A 15425-nucleotide genomic window follows, 5' to 3' on the forward strand; every position below is an offset into this window, starting at 1 on the left:
CCTATCGAGTAATCCCTTAAAACTCGATAGGACTAATCTGTCATCGTTTATGAAAAATTATTGATACATGAAGGATGCATAAATTGGAACATATCTTCTTGAATCAACCTAGCGTTTCTTTCTCTTTGCAAGTCTCTTTGCTTTTATCTTATTGGTCCAATAATCGTTATACGTCATCAACTCTTTTTTATCTGCCCAAGGAATATGGCGATTATATATTTGTGCATACTGCTTATAGCTATTTACACTAACAGCTTCTGATTCCCAACCAGCAACATATTTATCATATGCCTTGCGCATCTTTTTTAAGATTTTATGACTCCCTTTCTCACCTGATATATTTCTCATCTCATAAGGATCAACCTTCAGATCAAATAACTCTTCTTGTGGAGCCATACCCTCTCCATAAGGCCAATAAGTATATTTATATCTATTGGATACAACACTTAGACTATGAATCGGATCACTACCCCATGCCTGAATAAGCATCTGATGATCTTTCATCTCTCTCTCAGGATTATCCAACAGCTTCTTCAAGCTCACCCCATCCATATTTTTAGGCACTTTTACATCAGCCAAATTCAAAATTGTAGGAGCCATATCAATATTTCCTGTTAATGCATTACACTCACGACGCTTCGCTTTTGCTTTTGGGGAGTAGATAATCAGTGGTGCTCTTGCCCCCTCTTCGTATGTCAATACTTTTCCTCCAAAACCATGCGAACCACAATGATACCCATTATCAGAGGTGTAAATGATGATCGTATTATCTGCTATTCCCTCCTTCTCTAATGTTTCCACTAACATACCGACAGCTTGATCTACACCATAAATTTGCTGATAGTATTTTGCAAGTGACTTATCATAAACCCCTGGCTTCCACTGATTCTTTAATATCTTAAACTGACGACCTCCTCTAGATTGTTCTGCGAGATGAGCTCCATTATCAACCCAATAGTTTTGGCTTGGTGTAAACTTTGTATCAGCATACACATCATCAAATTGGGGATCAGGTCTAACAGGGGTATGGGGCGCTTTAAAACTAATAGATAAACAGAAAGGAGTATTCTTATCACCATACTTTTTTATAAAATCCGATCCTGCGGCTCCCAAAGCACTTGATACATGCGGATACGCCTTTGCATATTGAGTTAAATACTTATTCTTATGCGTCTCATAATAGCCCTGACCTGTCCAGCCTGCCCACCAATCAAACCTCTCCACTGGCAAGTCCTCATAAGAGTTATGTAAATAATCAGTACTCTCTTTCACTCCAAAACCAAATTTACCAGCAAAACCAACAGCATATCCCTCTCTCTTAAGAATCATAGGGTAGCTGTTATCAAATCTATCAGGATACATGGCTCCATGCATAAAATTACATCCATGTTTATGCTCATACAAGCCTGTCATAATAGAAGCTCGGCTTGCCATACATATAGCAGTGGTATTATAGTGACGGGTAAAACGGACCCCTTTACTAGCAATTCTATCTATATTGGGGGTTTTAATCTCCGTATTCCCCATACATCCCAACGCATCATACCTTTGGTCATCCGTTAATAAGAAGATAATATTAGGTCGACGATTTTTCTCTTTCTCTTTTGCATATACACTACATCCAAGGGTAGCAAATAAGAGTAAAGCAATTGTTTTTTTCATAGTGTTTATTTTCATAGTTTTCACTATCCAAGAGTAGTTACCATACCAATTCGATATTGTAATTGGTAATTTTGTGAATACATTCTGTTTCGAGAAAATAAAATTGAACGAGAAGGAATCATCATAACAGTTCTAGGATAAGTCGTCACTGAATTAATAGTCCTCTCCTGCATTACTTTTCTTACATGAACGGATAAAGAGCGACAGCTCTTTTTTCATCTCTCGGGCTACAGAAGGCTCCGAAGAGATAATATTCTCTGTTTCACTCGGGTCCTTTACAACATCATACAGTTCATACTCATATAAAGGCACTGTTGAGTTGTCCGATCTACTTCGCTTCGTGGATCTATTATGAACCAACTTATAGTGATCTCCGATCAATGCCTCTTGATGTCCATTCTCAAACCAAAAGCCAATATTAGAACCTCTTTTACATTTCTTCCCATCGAAGAGAGGCATCAAGCTAATCCCATCATACGGCCTATCATCAGCCACCGTGTATCCCAAAATATCCATACATGTGACAAAATAATCACTACTCACCATTGGAGCATCTGAGACCATCCCCTCTTCTACTCTATCAGGCCATTCAATGATTCCTGGAACACGAATACCTCCCTCATATAAGCTACGCTTTCTCCCTCGTAAAACGGATGCTGAACCTTGATATCTTCCTTTCATCTTACCATCACCTTCGGGGCCATTATCACTACTAAAACAGACCATAGTATTGTTCGCAACACCCAATCGTCTCAACTCTTTTCGCAATCTCCCGACTTGAACATCAAGGGCTGTGATCACACTATAGTAACTCTGTTTATCTTTATCACAATCCGCATAGAGCTCTTTCATATACTTAGGATGTCCAACAATTGGAGCATGCGGTGCATGAAACCAAACGACAACAAAGAATGGTTTGGTATCTTTCACACATGTTTCAATAAATGGCAAAGCCTTATCCATAATAATTTTTGAATCACATCCATTCAACACCTGAGGTATAACCTTGCCATTATGGACATAGCCTCGCCTCATATCGCCCTTAAACTCATGCAATTTACTCTGCTTATAAGGATCATAAGTTGCCACAGCAAATTCAGTCGAAAACCACTCATCAAAACCAGACATACCTGGCGTCATATAATTCAACTCAGGTTGTCGCTTTGCCCCTTTTCCACTATAATTATCAAACAAAGTTCCTAAATGCCACTTCCCAAAATGACCCGTTTGATATCCATGTATCTTAAACACCTCTGCCAAACAGATCTCTTCTTTCTTTAGATGCCCTTTATTGGCTTGAGATATTCCAAATCGATTATGATTTCGCCCTGTCAAACAACTTCCTCGAGTCGGAGAACAAACGGGTCCTGCCGCATAAAAACGATTCAAACAAAATCCAGCCTCCGCCATAGAGTCCAAATTAGGGGTCTTTATTCTGGGGTGTCCATTATATCCTGTATCTCCCCAGCCCATATCATCTGCCATCACCAAAATGACATTAGGTCTATTATCCTCACCTCTAACATAATATAAGCAGCATAACAGACAGTAAAAAAATACAGTACATCTAAATAATCTCATAATCTACCTTTTTATCAACCTATAGTATCTCCTATTGGATAGTACAAGTAACTAAAATAGCCACAGTTCGATGTCTAAAAACATATGGCTATTGTTTGAAGGTATTCAGAATAAGAGTAGAAACAGTCCCCCATCTAAATCAAATTGAAGCAAAGAATAAAACTCGAAAATCTTAAATACAATAGATCCAAGAAAATCATATGTCCTAATGTGGTTCAATCATCATAGGAAAAGAGACATCCACCTACAACGTAATAGTAACGTAAGAGGTTCCAGAAAAACGATCTGTCTTAAGTTCATTATTAATCCCATAGAACCCATATATATGTAGTTGATGCCCTTTCATATCATTGGTTATTGGAATTTCAAAATGGAGATCTGAAGCCTTTGCATCTGCTTTATAGCACTTTGTATAATCGAGATCTTCTCTACAAACAAAAAGAAAGAGATCACAGAACACCTTATTCAAATAGAAGCTCTCATGCCAATCCCATTGCACCACTAACTTATCTTCGAGATCATTATGGATTGTAAAATGGTCTAGGCGAGGCAAATTACCTCTGGATAATTTTATTTGTGGAAAGTCTATTTTAACTTGGTCATCCTCCCAATAGAAGAATTTTCTATTCTCAGACATTGCGGCAACATATGCCGTTCGTTGTTTTTTTTGCACACCAAAACCTACACGAACCAATTTAAGAGCATCTCTCATAAGAATAGCAGCCTTCCCAAAGCACGCTCTATCATGTCGACATCTCTCTGACTTGTGTCTTCTTTTCACCACTTCTGGCAAAGAACGCATGGTTTGAATACCTTTCCATTTTGCACCTACAACACTTCCAACTTTTCCTTTAAATCCACCAAGGATTCCATTAAACAAGACAGCCATAAGACCCTCATTTTTAGTTAATAAATACATTTTTTCGTACTTAAGCTATAGAATAGTTTTTTGAAAAACAAGGAAATCAAGACTGCCTGTATGATAATGTATGATTCTGCGCGATTTTTCGTGATTCGGCGTGAGCTTACCACACCTCTTACCCCCCTTAAAAAGATATCATGGTTGTTAATTATTGACAAAACAAACATAATGCTCACATTTCAAAATCTACGAATCTTAGGTCTCTTGGTAAAATAATTTCTCCCAAATATCGTCATTAAATAACGCCACTAAATAGAGACAAGAATATCAATCTATTTCGTTTATGCTATTACATTTAGTCAAAAAACATTTTATTTTGCTTATAATAAATCTGTTACTAGCAAAAATATTTAAAGTGTAGATAACGCTAAATATAAATATGGAAATACTTAACTTCATCTTACAACACACACTATTTAGACTAAATAAATTTACCAAAAATGTTAATAGTATATATAAAGGGTATATAGGCAAAAAAACCTTATTTAGAATCGGCTATTTTTAGAAGTTTAATGCCTCTCTATATTGGACCGTAATTATCTCTAGTATTGACAGGACTATGACTATCCCATTAATTGACTATTCCTAAACAAATAATCAAACCGTATTCAAAACGGATATTTAACGCTTTGAATACGGTGATGATTCGAACATCGGTCGAGGTTCATTCGAAGTTCATTCGAAGTTCATTCGAAGATTTGCCGTTTTTATCGAACCAACTATGAAAGAACTATGAGGCAACTATGAAAGAGCACCGTTCTTGAACCGTTAAATATCCGTTCTAAATACGATCTTAAGTATAGTAATCTCCCTGTGATATAAGGGGCATTACACTGTAATAATGGATAAACATCATATTAGTATCGGGAATATTTCATAATTACAATAAGCCTCTTTATACATGCCTTTTTTAACATATGAATATCTGTAACACATAAATTTAGATATTGATCTTCACTAAAATCCATAGAGAGAGTGCTAATGACATAAAATAAATCTCATTAGCACAAAGATATAACAGATTAAATCACACAAATACAAACAACTAGCCATAAAATAGTTAACACATCAAATAGGGTATAAAAGACTTCAAAGCTAAGGTTAAAAACATAATTAAACTGATCACAAAAAAGGGACGTTTACATCTCTTGCATCATATAGTTGACCAAATGGCAAAAAAAAGAGTGTCCCATCAGACACTCTTTTTTTGTTATCATACTACATTAAAAATACTACTTATTCTTATGTTCTATTTTAGACCAATTAAATCATGAAATGAATGATATCCTTGCATTCTATAATATTTATCCGTCGTTAAGAGATATCACTGTAAAGATGGCTTTGTTTCCATTTTTGTGATTTGTCAGAACCAAATATATTGGCAAGCCTTATAACTCATTAAAAAATTAAATGGTACCTCACATCTATTTTGTTTCTTTAAAACGGTATAGTGCTTCAAGGAAATAGTAATCGGCATACGATAGTGGCACATCAATTTCTCCATTATGAGGAAAACTTCCTACACTATGATCCAGGATAAAATATTTGTTATTTGGTCGTGCCTTGTAATTATCAGATAGAGAGATCAACATCTTCTCTGCACTCTTTTTATAGTGAGTATTACCAGTTAATTCGGCCAATTCGAATAGAGCAGAAGAGGTGATGGCAGCTGCTGAAGCATCTCTTGATCCGATCAGTTTATGCTTTGGATCATAATTCCACTCTGCAGTATATCCTTTATCAAATACATTATAATCCCAGTAAGGTACTAAGTCTTCAGGCATGTTAGGATGATTAAGAATATATTCTGCAATATTCTCTGCAAATTCTAGAAACTGCTTGTCTTTGGTATATCTGTAACACAAAACATAACCATACAGTCCCCAAGCTTGTCCTCTAGCCCATGCAGAATTATCAGCAAACCCTTGACATGTGGCTTTATCCTTCACTTTTCCTGTCTCTACATCATAGTCGATTACATGAAAACATGAAAAATCTTTACGATAGTGGTTCTTCATGGTGGTCAAAGCATGCTGTGTTGCAATCTTAGCATACTTATTATCACCACTGATAATACTTGCTTCGTATAACAATTCAAGATTCATCATGTTATCGATGATCACAGGATAGAACCACTCTGTTTTCTTATCCCATGCTTTTCTGTAGTTCCATGATTTGATTGCCTTTGTTTTGTCGCTATATCGTTTTATCAAAGATTCTGCCGTTTGAACAATTACAGGACCATACTCTTTCATATCTGCAAAACGATATCCTAAACCATAACTATCCCCAATCATGAAACCGACATCATGGTTGCCGCTCCAATATTGAATAGTATCTAATACTTCCGTTCTTTTGATCGCTTCTTTTTTCCACTTTTGATCGCCTGTTAACTTATACATATACCACAGGTCGCCAGCGAAAAATCCACTTGTCCAATTATACACCTTAACACTCTTCAAACTGCCATCTTCCTTGATTGATCTCGGAATTAGGTTTATGTCATTAGATGCATTGATTGCATTGGTAAATTGTTTGTCTGCAAAATCTGTATTAGACTTAATAAAGGTCTCTTTATTGACTCCACATGACATAAGCAGTACTACAGCAAGTGTACTGTAGACAAGTTCTTTAAATTTCATTAGTTTGTGTTTTATAGATTAATAGTTATACTATTTAAAATGATCATTAACTGTTCGTTTTAGATTGTTCTTCAAAGCATAAATCAACATAAATAAAGCACTAGCGTCTTTTGTGATATTATGCAAACAACCTATATTCGAAACAGATTAATCCTCATTATACAAAATAGAATTGTTATCCACATTAATGATCGTAAATTCTATCGACAAATACAACTTATTTCGCAACTTTCACTCTATTTCCATACAGAATAGACCATAATCATTTTCATGTATATTTTGTTTTGTCATCGATAACGACAGTTATTTTGAAAATGATGTGATGTGTTACATGACCGATGACACCTTAGATAAGATTGCATAGAGCAACCTTTCTAATCATATCAACATGTAAGAATGGCAGCCTCATTCTGTGAGCTGGTCACTCTTGCCATAAGATTGTATACTGATCATCAAATTAAATAGTTCATACATAAACCATTTCTCATGTGAGATGTTTAAATCAATACAGGAGCGATATATCTATTCGTTGGGATGGAGGTACATCTTTATGAAAAGAGAGATTCATAGTACACATTTAAATAGTTAAACGGACACCTACACGATATTTTAAAGTATATGGTTCCTCTTTTTAAGACTCTATGAAATGGCATTTATCTGTATTTTAACATCTAATTATTGACACTTTCATCGAGGTAATATTTAGGAAATTAGATTCGTAGAACCAACGGAGGTATGGTATACAAAAGAGAAGATCAAATTTTTTATGATAAACTTTGAGTACCTAAACCAATGGTTCGGCTCTTTGGGGTATAGTTTCGATTTAACGAAATACATAGATATAAAAGTCAGATGAAGGAATAATGTGGAATAATCTTTAGAAAAAAGATAGTTTGTTTTCTGGCGATGTTGGAGAGTATATCACTTTAGATGGTATACTCTTTTTTGTTTATTAGATGGGACACAATGAGTGTTTGATGTCGCCAATAGACAGAAAAAAACAAGCTATAAATGAGTTATTGTTTTGATTAAAGTAAATATGTTGTAAAATAGATGAGTTTGGCAAACAATTTAAGGTATCATATGTTGAAAAGATAAACATCAATTACTATATTGAAAAAAGATGATAAGTAAGATCAATTTTGTTTTTTTACGTTAAAAACATCATCGATGCAAATGCCAATAATACTTGGGAAGAAAGTTTAAATTTATGTTCTTTTTTTAGTTTCACGGTGTTAAAATACATCAAATAAAGTAGCGTTATACGACAATATTCACAGTGATTTAAAAAAGAGAGTCGTAATAATTTAGGGTTTATTTAAGATTTTAATTGGTATCGATTATCACTATCTTTCATTTGGTTTAAACAAAATTGATTCGAAACAACAACAATCAATTTCGAGATATAATTGACTTAAAACGAGACATATGAGATCAAACAAAAACATCATCTGGTTTATGTATTGCATCAGTATCATCACGTTTATGACGTGTGTTATTTTGGCGCCGAATCTTCTGCCAATGGCACGTTTATTTGATGGTCCCGATGCAATTATTAAGAGTCAATTACTGGTAGTAGCCCCTGCACTAAGTGCTTTACTACTGTCAGTGGTATGGACCAAAATTAGGATTCCGCATCATTTTTGGGGTAAGCTATTGTTTCTTATCTCCTTATTGGTCTATGGCATAACAGGAGTGCTTTGTTATTGGGAATCGACCTTTACTGCGATGTTTATCACTCGTTTAATATTAGGTGTTGCCATGGGGCTGATTTCAATGTTACTGGTGCAAAGAGGTCATTTATACATGAGCGAAGCCAAAGAACGTATTTTTGTACGAACACAAGGTATTGTTGTTGGTATATCGATCATGTTTTTAATTCTACTTTCAGGATGGTTAAGTGAGATGAGTTGGAATATGCCATTTTTAATCTACTTGCTAGCTTTTGTACCAATCATGTATGGTTTATGGATGTATATCCAAGGGATAGGACTACACCCAAGAAAGGTGGATCGACCACAGAAATATTTTATGAATCAAAAGTTCTGGATGTTGATTGGGGGAGTATTTTTGTTTGTGATGTATATGACGTTCTATTTCTTACAACTGCCATTCTTAGTGGAACGTCTCCCCTATACCGATCATATGCAGACCGCAGGTCTTTTAGGTCTACTCGTTATACTATTTATTCTAGGAGGCACATTTTACAGTCCTATTTACCACTATATTGGACGAGAGAAGATATACTATCTCACGTTAGTCATTATCGGCTTAGGAACCTATATTCTAAGTACTAGTTTTGATATAAACCGTGTTTTTCTGTCGTTGCTTTTTGTAGGAACTGGCGCAGGTTTACTATTCACTACTGCCTACAGCTCCATCCGTCACCATATTCCTAGTGATGTCTATGGACTTTGGAAATACAAATTATTGACGGTTGTTTTTCTTGCCCAGAGTTTGGCACCGATGGTGATCTATGCTTGTAAGGGAGATGTTTTTGTCCGACTATTTTTTATGGGGATGGCTTTTGTGATTCTGTTACTTATCATCGTTGTATTCTCTGTTCGACTTCTTCTTCGAAACTTAAACCAACGAAGAGAATCATAGAAGGTTGTGGTTCCGCAAAAAAGTTTGTTTCTTGGGATATCCAAATGTATGGTCTATGAATAAGAAACAGAGATATAGTGGCGTATTGATGCATATTAGCTCACTACAGGGAGCGGATATGACAGGGACATTGGGAGTGGAATCTTATCAATTTGTTGATTTTCTTCATCACGCAAGAAGTAAGGTTTGGCAAATCTTGCCTCTAGGACGAACAGATAATTCACATTCGCCCTACCAATGTTATTCGAGTTTTGCAGGAAATGAATATTATATCGATCTGGCCTTTCTTCACGGAAGAGGATGGTTACCTGAACTACCTACATATTTCGGAAACCAAGAGGTTACGAATAGGGTTGATTGGGATGAAGTAAAGAAGAGAAAACGAATTTCATTGTTAGACGCTTTTGAAGGTTTCCGTTATCAAAATCAATTTGATAGTAGAGATTACCTTAGTTTTTGGGAACGTCATCGTTATTGGTTAGAGGACTATTCCCTTTTTATGGCTTTAACAGAACATTATGAAGGTTTAACTTGGGATGAGTGGCCTGAAGAGATCTCTAAACGCAACCAAAGTGCTTTATCTCAAGCCTACTATGACTTGGAGTCAGATGTGCTTTATCACCGTTTTGTTCAGTATGTTTTTTTTATGGAGTGGGAACTTCTACGTCAATATGCTTCGAGTAAGAGTGTTGAAATGATGGGAGATCTGCCGCTATATGTTGCATATCATAGTGCAGATGTATGGGTACATCCTGATCAATTTCAATTGAATGATGCCTTTCAAATGGTGAATGTTGGAGGTGTTCCACCGGATTCATTTAACGACCAAGGTCAACATTGGGGTAATCCTCTTTTCGATTGGGATCAGATGGCCAAGGATAATTATCAATGGTGGTGTTCAAGACTAGGTTTCCAACTTCATCTATATGACCGTTTACGCATAGATCACTTTAGAGGATTAAGTTCATATTATGCCATTGAAGCGAGTCGTAAAGATGGTATCGAAGGCGAGTGGATGGAAGCAGATGGACTACAGATGCTATCCAAACTACCAACTGTTTTTCATGATCGTATTATCGCAGAAGACCTAGGGGTGATTGACAAACCAGTGGTAGCTTTACGAGATCATTTCCAATTCGATGGCATGGGCGTATTTCAATTTGGTTTTAATGGAGATCGATCGAATGTACATCTACCGATGCACTATAGCGATAGATGTTGTGCTTATATTGGCACCCATGACAATCCTACTTATACTGAATGGGTGGATTCACTCGCGCCAGAGGCTGTAAGTCTATTTGAAGCTTATGTAGGAACTGCAAATGACTCATTTAAACAAGTCGTTCGGTTATTGATGCAATCCCATGCCAATGGTGTGATCTTACAGATGCAAGATTTATTGGGCTTGGGCGAAAGTGCTCGAATGAATACGCCAGGTACAATAATAGGAAATTGGCAGTGGCGCATGACAGACAAGCTCCTTCCAGAGATCTCATGGCTACAAGAGATGATTGACATCTATGATCGCTAAATACACATCTTTTCACATATAGTTATTTGCATAAAAATATGTTATAAAACTACATATTCACACAATTCAATCCATTGAATTATACTATTTTTGATAAATATTTAAATATCGAAACATATTGTCATTTAAATATCAAGAGTAACCTATAAAACAATAACAAAATGAATCAACTTAAGTGTGAATACATAAGAAAGTTTATCGCATTCATATGTGTATCGTGTTTTACACTGTCTGGTGTCCATGCACAAGATAAAATGGAGTATAAGGCAGATTGGGAATCTTTATCAAAACACAAAGCATCACCTGAATGGTTTGCCGATGCAAAATTGGGTATTTATTTTCATTGGGGTATTTATTCTGTTCCAGCGTATGGAGATGAGTGGTATCCATTTCGATTATATCAAACCAAAGAGACCGATATCCAAAAACATCACAAAGAGACATATGGATCTATTGAGAGCTTTGGGTATCATGAATTTGCTAGAATGTTTAAAGCCGAATATTTTAATGCATCAGAATGGGTTCAATTATTCCAAGATGCTGGTGCAAAATTTGTAGGCCCTGTAGCCGAACATCATGATGGTTATTCCATGTGGGAAAGTAATGTTACACCATGGAACTCGATGGATATTGGACCACATCGTGATATACTGGGTGAAATCAAAAAAGAGGTAGAAAAACGTGATATGAAACTCATCGCGACATTTCACCATGCAAGACAATTACAACGTAATAATCCTACTAATTTCACAGGGAGGAACAGAGCTTCACATTATAGAAATATACCTGGCACAGCTACTGCAAGTAACGACTCTCTATTGGCACTTTTGTATGGTAACCTTCCAGAAGAAGATTGGAATGAAAGGGTATGGTATGGGAAACTAAAAGAAGTAATCGACAATTATCAACCAGATATTATTTGGTTTGATTCATGGTTAGATCAAATTCCGGAGAAGTATCGAAAGAAATTTTGTGCTTATTATCTTAATCAAGCAGAAAAATGGGGCAAGGAAGTAGTTATTGTTCGAAAACAACAAGACCTTCCACTAAGTTTCACTGTTGATGATCTAGAAAAGTCACGTAAGAATAAGAAAGAGGACCACATCTGGATGACTGATGAAACAATAAGTAAAGGTAGCTGGTGTTATACGAATAATTTAAAGATAAAGAGAGCACAAGATCTCATACATGTATTAGCAGATATCGTTAGTAAAAATGGAGTTCTCTTATTAAATGTTTCCCCTAAAGCAGACGGAACTATTCCTTTTGACCAACAAGAAGTATTGAGAGAGATGGGGAAATGGTTAAAAAAATATGGAGAAGCAATATATAAAACTCACCCCTGGTACACTTATGGAGAAGGGCCAACCAAAGAGCCTGTAGGCCATTATGACAATAGAAAGAAGTTTCTTAAGATCAAATACTCAGAAAAAGATATACGTTATACGACCAATGGCAACACTATTTATGCCACCTTACTTGGGAAAGCAACACCAGAAAGAGTTGTACATTTAAAATCATTCGACCGCTCTCATAAAGATAATTTCAAACAAATTAAAGATATTAAGTTGGTTGGATCTTCATCAAAAGTTAAATGGAGACTTAAAAAAGAAGGTCTTTACATTACATTGCCGAATGATATACCAAATCAAATGGCTTCCGTTCTTCAGATCGACGTCAAAGAGATTTAGTTCGACGTTAGATCAAGAATCGAAAATATATTCTGGTTGCAAGAGTAAAAATGAGCAGAGTGCTTTGATGTAAGACAAGAAGCATTTAAAAGCCCTTCGTCTGATTATGATAAATCAATCGGACAAAGGGTTCTCTTTTAATTCTTATTCGTAGTATCTAAAATGGCATCCACAACAAGTTGTGGTTGTTGTGCATGTAACCAATGACCAGCATCAGGAATATTGTATACTCGAAGAGATGGAAACAACTCTTTCACTTTTGTTACATCTTCGTCAGCAATATACCATGAGCGCAATCCTCTAATCAGCGTAATATCTAATTGTGGGATCTTATCCATATTTTGAATATCCTGATAATTAACACTAGACATTAAACCGCCAATGGCATCGAATAGAACTTGAAGATTAAGTCTCCACTGTAGTTTACCTTCCGAAAGATTATTCTTTAGGTTCTTTAAAAGAAAATCTCTTAATGCCTCATTTTCAATGATAGGCTGAAGGAATTCATCGACCTCTTTACGACTTTTTAGCTTCTCTAAATCGACAGATAAAAGTCCTTGAAGAATTTCTTTATGTTGATCTGCTTGATTTGCACGACCAGGGTTATCTCGATAGTTTCGTGGTACGATATCTGCCAAAATAAGATGGTCAACCATTTCAGGATATTGAAGTGCAAAATGAAGCACCACTTTTCCTCCCATGCTATGTCCAAGAAGTGACGTTTTCTGAATCCCTTGCTCATTGATAAAAGCGAGAAGGTCATTCGTCATATCCTCAAAAGAGTGGGTAGACTTATGTTGACTCTTACCATGATTACGTAAATCCACAAGATAGATTGTGAATTTTGACTCTAATGCTTTGGCAATAGAGATCCAGTTATCAGATGAACCGTATAGACCATGAAGAATAATCAACGGATCCCCCTTGCCCATCTTGCGATAGTGAAGGTTTGCTATGTTGGTATTCATTTATTTAAATTTTTTATCACCACCCCACTATTAAATACAGTAGAGATCCTCCATCATTTCATAGAGAATCTATCATTACAAAGGCTGAACTCAAAGTGGATATGGAAAGAGAAACTAAAAAAGGGAATTCAATTGTAGTAGTGAATTCCCTCGGTATTTTTTAGCGTCGGAGACACTCTTTATATTTCAATATAGTAAGCTCCATGCCAAGATAAATGGCATCGGAGATGAGTGCATGTCCAATAGACACTTCAGCAAGAATTGGTATTTGTTGTGCAAAATACGCCAGGTTTTCAAGGTTCAAATCATGTCCTGCATTGATTGCCAAACCATTCATATAAGCAACATCAGCAGCTTCGATATAATCTTTGATCGCAGCATCACGATCAATGGAGTACATCGCAGCATAGGGTTCAGTATAGAGTTCCACACGACTGGCTTTGATGTTTGCAGCAGCTTCGACCATTTTAGGGTCTGGATCTACAAAAATAGAAGTACGAATATCTGCATTACGTAATTCTTGAACAATTTCGGACAAAAATGACTTATTGTCTATAGTATTCCATCCTGCATTAGAAGTGATGGCATCAGGTGCATCAGGAACAAGGGTTACTTGGGTTGGCTTGTATTTCAAAACCAATTCCATGAATTTTTTATTGGGATATCCCTCAATATTAAATTCGGTAGTAACCACCTTCGAAAGATCGTCTACATCTTGGTATGTAATATGTCTTTCATCAGGACGAGGATGAACAGTGATCCCTTCTGCACCAAATTTTTCAGCATTTATTGCTGCGTTAACCACATTCGGCATATCTGCTCCACGAGAGTTTCTAAGCGTGGCAATTTTATTTATATTTACACTAAGTCTAGTCATTTTAGATAGAGATTTAATGTTAAAAGAAAACAGAGAGGACCTTTGACCTTTCTTATATTATAACAATACCATTATTGAAATGAAGATGGTTATTACGTTCGGTTTTGTATATACTGCGTTTTTAGTTATCACCATGGAAAAGATTGTACTACCATTTTTTGACATGTCATAGACGAAATATATTCGAAACCAATTACCTCTACTTTCATCATAGAATTGGTATCACAAAGGTAATGAATTTAATTTTTTCATAAACTGAATATTATTTTGATTGCAAAAGATTTATTAGAAGTGGACATTCCAACTTTATCGGAGGTGGATAATGGACTAAAAGCACTATCCTTAATGGAGTCGGTGCGTATTACGGACCTACCCGTAATACAAGGGATGAATTATATTGGCCTCATCTCAGAGAATGGAGTCTTAGAATTAAATGATATGGAGTCATCCTTTGAGTCCTTACGAATGCAATTTATTCGACCGCATGTACATAAAGATGAACATCTATTTGAGATTTTGGGTTTGATGTTTCGTTTTCGAATAAGTATATTGCCCGTTTTAGACGATCAACATAGATATATTGGGTCGATTCGACGAGATACAGTATTAGAGCACTTCTGTGATTTGGCTACAGTAAAAGATCCTGGAGCGTTGTTGGTATTGGAGATGCCGATAACAGACTATTCACTCACAGAGATATCTCAAATTGTAGAGAGCAATAATGCAAAAGTATTGTCACTATTTGTAACAAAAAGTGAATCTAACAACTCAATTATGTGGGTCACCATCAAAGTGAATGTGATGGATGTCTCCTCGATTGTCGCAACATTTGAACGATATACTTACAAAATTAAAGGTGTTTACAATGATGACTCAAGAGTCAATGATCTGTACCATGATCGTTTTGAAGAGTTCATGAAATATCTTGATTTTTAACCATTTAT

10 protein-coding genes are annotated in these 15425 nt (G+C 35.8%); 4 read left to right on the top strand and 6 right to left on the bottom strand.

Going from position 1 to position 15425, the window contains the following annotated elements; all coding sequences use genetic code 11:
• Positions 1–108: 108 nt before the first annotated feature.
• The 4 genes from K5X82_06265 to K5X82_06280 all read right to left on the bottom strand — a co-directional run bounded on the left by K5X82_06265 (position 109) and on the right by K5X82_06280 (position 6807).
• Entirely contained in the window at positions 109–1662 is a 1554-nt protein-coding gene (locus K5X82_06265; protein QZT38495.1) for a sulfatase, read from the bottom strand.
• A 153-nt stretch (positions 1663–1815) separates the two neighbouring features.
• Positions 1816–3243, bottom strand: coding sequence for a sulfatase-like hydrolase/transferase (locus K5X82_06270; GenBank protein QZT38496.1), 1428 nt, complete (start codon positions 3241–3243; stop codon positions 1816–1818).
• Between the two features lie 244 nt (positions 3244–3487).
• Positions 3488–4132: a DUF6266 family protein gene (locus tag K5X82_06275; protein QZT38497.1), complete on the bottom strand. Its 645-nt coding sequence runs from the start codon at positions 4130–4132 to the stop codon at positions 3488–3490.
• Positions 4133–5589: 1457 nt separating this feature from the next.
• Positions 5590–6807 carry a glycoside hydrolase family 88 protein gene (locus K5X82_06280; protein QZT38498.1) on the bottom strand — a complete coding sequence of 406 codons (1218 nt, stop codon included), beginning with the start codon at positions 6805–6807 and terminating at the stop codon, positions 5590–5592.
• Positions 6808–8292: 1485 nt separating this feature from the next.
• Here K5X82_06280 and K5X82_06285 point away from each other — a divergent pair.
• The 3 genes from K5X82_06285 to K5X82_06295 all read left to right on the top strand — a co-directional run bounded on the left by K5X82_06285 (position 8293) and on the right by K5X82_06295 (position 12636).
• On the top strand, positions 8293–9414 hold the full coding sequence (locus K5X82_06285; GenBank protein ID QZT38499.1) for an MFS transporter: 1122 nt from the start codon (positions 8293–8295) through the stop codon (positions 9412–9414).
• Between the two features lie 55 nt (positions 9415–9469).
• A complete protein-coding gene (gene malQ / locus K5X82_06290; protein ID QZT38500.1) occupies positions 9470–10945 on the top strand; it encodes a 4-alpha-glucanotransferase in 1476 nt (491 codons plus the stop codon).
• Positions 10946–11199: 254 nt separating this feature from the next.
• Complete coding sequence (locus tag K5X82_06295; protein QZT39094.1) at positions 11200–12636, top strand: alpha-L-fucosidase; 1437 nt, start codon at positions 11200–11202, stop codon at positions 12634–12636.
• Positions 12637–12773: 137 nt separating this feature from the next.
• Here K5X82_06295 and K5X82_06300 read toward each other — a convergent pair whose 3' ends face one another.
• Both K5X82_06300 and K5X82_06305 read right to left on the bottom strand, forming a co-directional pair.
• The gene (locus K5X82_06300; protein QZT38501.1) at positions 12774–13604 is read right to left on the bottom strand and encodes an alpha/beta fold hydrolase; all 831 of its coding nucleotides are present in this window, start codon (positions 13602–13604) and stop codon (positions 12774–12776) included.
• A gap of 160 nt (positions 13605–13764) precedes the next feature.
• Complete coding sequence (locus K5X82_06305; GenBank protein QZT38502.1) at positions 13765–14481, bottom strand: pyridoxine 5'-phosphate synthase; 717 nt, start codon at positions 14479–14481, stop codon at positions 13765–13767.
• 267 nt (positions 14482–14748) lie between these two features.
• Between K5X82_06305 and K5X82_06310 the strand changes: the two genes are divergently transcribed.
• Positions 14749–15417, top strand: coding sequence for a CBS domain-containing protein (locus tag K5X82_06310; protein ID QZT38503.1), 669 nt, complete (start codon positions 14749–14751; stop codon positions 15415–15417).
• Positions 15418–15425: the final 8 nt, after the last annotated feature.

The sequence above is a fragment of the Prolixibacteraceae bacterium genome, from assembly GCA_019856515.1.
Lineage (GTDB): Bacteria > Bacteroidota > Bacteroidia > Bacteroidales > Prolixibacteraceae > Halosquirtibacter > Halosquirtibacter xylanolyticus.

What these genes read in the sequence shown, in the direction of transcription:
- K5X82_06275 (QZT38497.1), bottom strand. Translation starts at nt 4,132, where the DNA reads ATGGCTGTCTTGTTTAATGGAATCCTTGGTGGATTTAAAGGAAAAGTT.
- K5X82_06285 (QZT38499.1), top strand. Translation starts at nt 8,293, where the DNA reads ATGACGTGTGTTATTTTGGCGCCGAATCTTCTGCCAATGGCACGTTTA.
- malQ (QZT38500.1), top strand. Translation starts at nt 9,470, where the DNA reads ATGAATAAGAAACAGAGATATAGTGGCGTATTGATGCATATTAGCTCA.
- K5X82_06270 (QZT38496.1), bottom strand. Translation starts at nt 3,243, where the DNA reads ATGAGATTATTTAGATGTACTGTATTTTTTTACTGTCTGTTATGCTGC.
- K5X82_06300 (QZT38501.1), bottom strand. Translation starts at nt 13,604, where the DNA reads ATGAATACCAACATAGCAAACCTTCACTATCGCAAGATGGGCAAGGGG.
- K5X82_06305 (QZT38502.1), bottom strand. Translation starts at nt 14,481, where the DNA reads ATGACTAGACTTAGTGTAAATATAAATAAAATTGCCACGCTTAGAAAC.
- K5X82_06265 (QZT38495.1), bottom strand. Translation starts at nt 1,662, where the DNA reads ATGAAAAAAACAATTGCTTTACTCTTATTTGCTACCCTTGGATGTAGT.
- K5X82_06295 (QZT39094.1), top strand. Translation starts at nt 11,200, where the DNA reads ATGGAGTATAAGGCAGATTGGGAATCTTTATCAAAACACAAAGCATCA.
- K5X82_06280 (QZT38498.1), bottom strand. Translation starts at nt 6,807, where the DNA reads ATGAAATTTAAAGAACTTGTCTACAGTACACTTGCTGTAGTACTGCTT.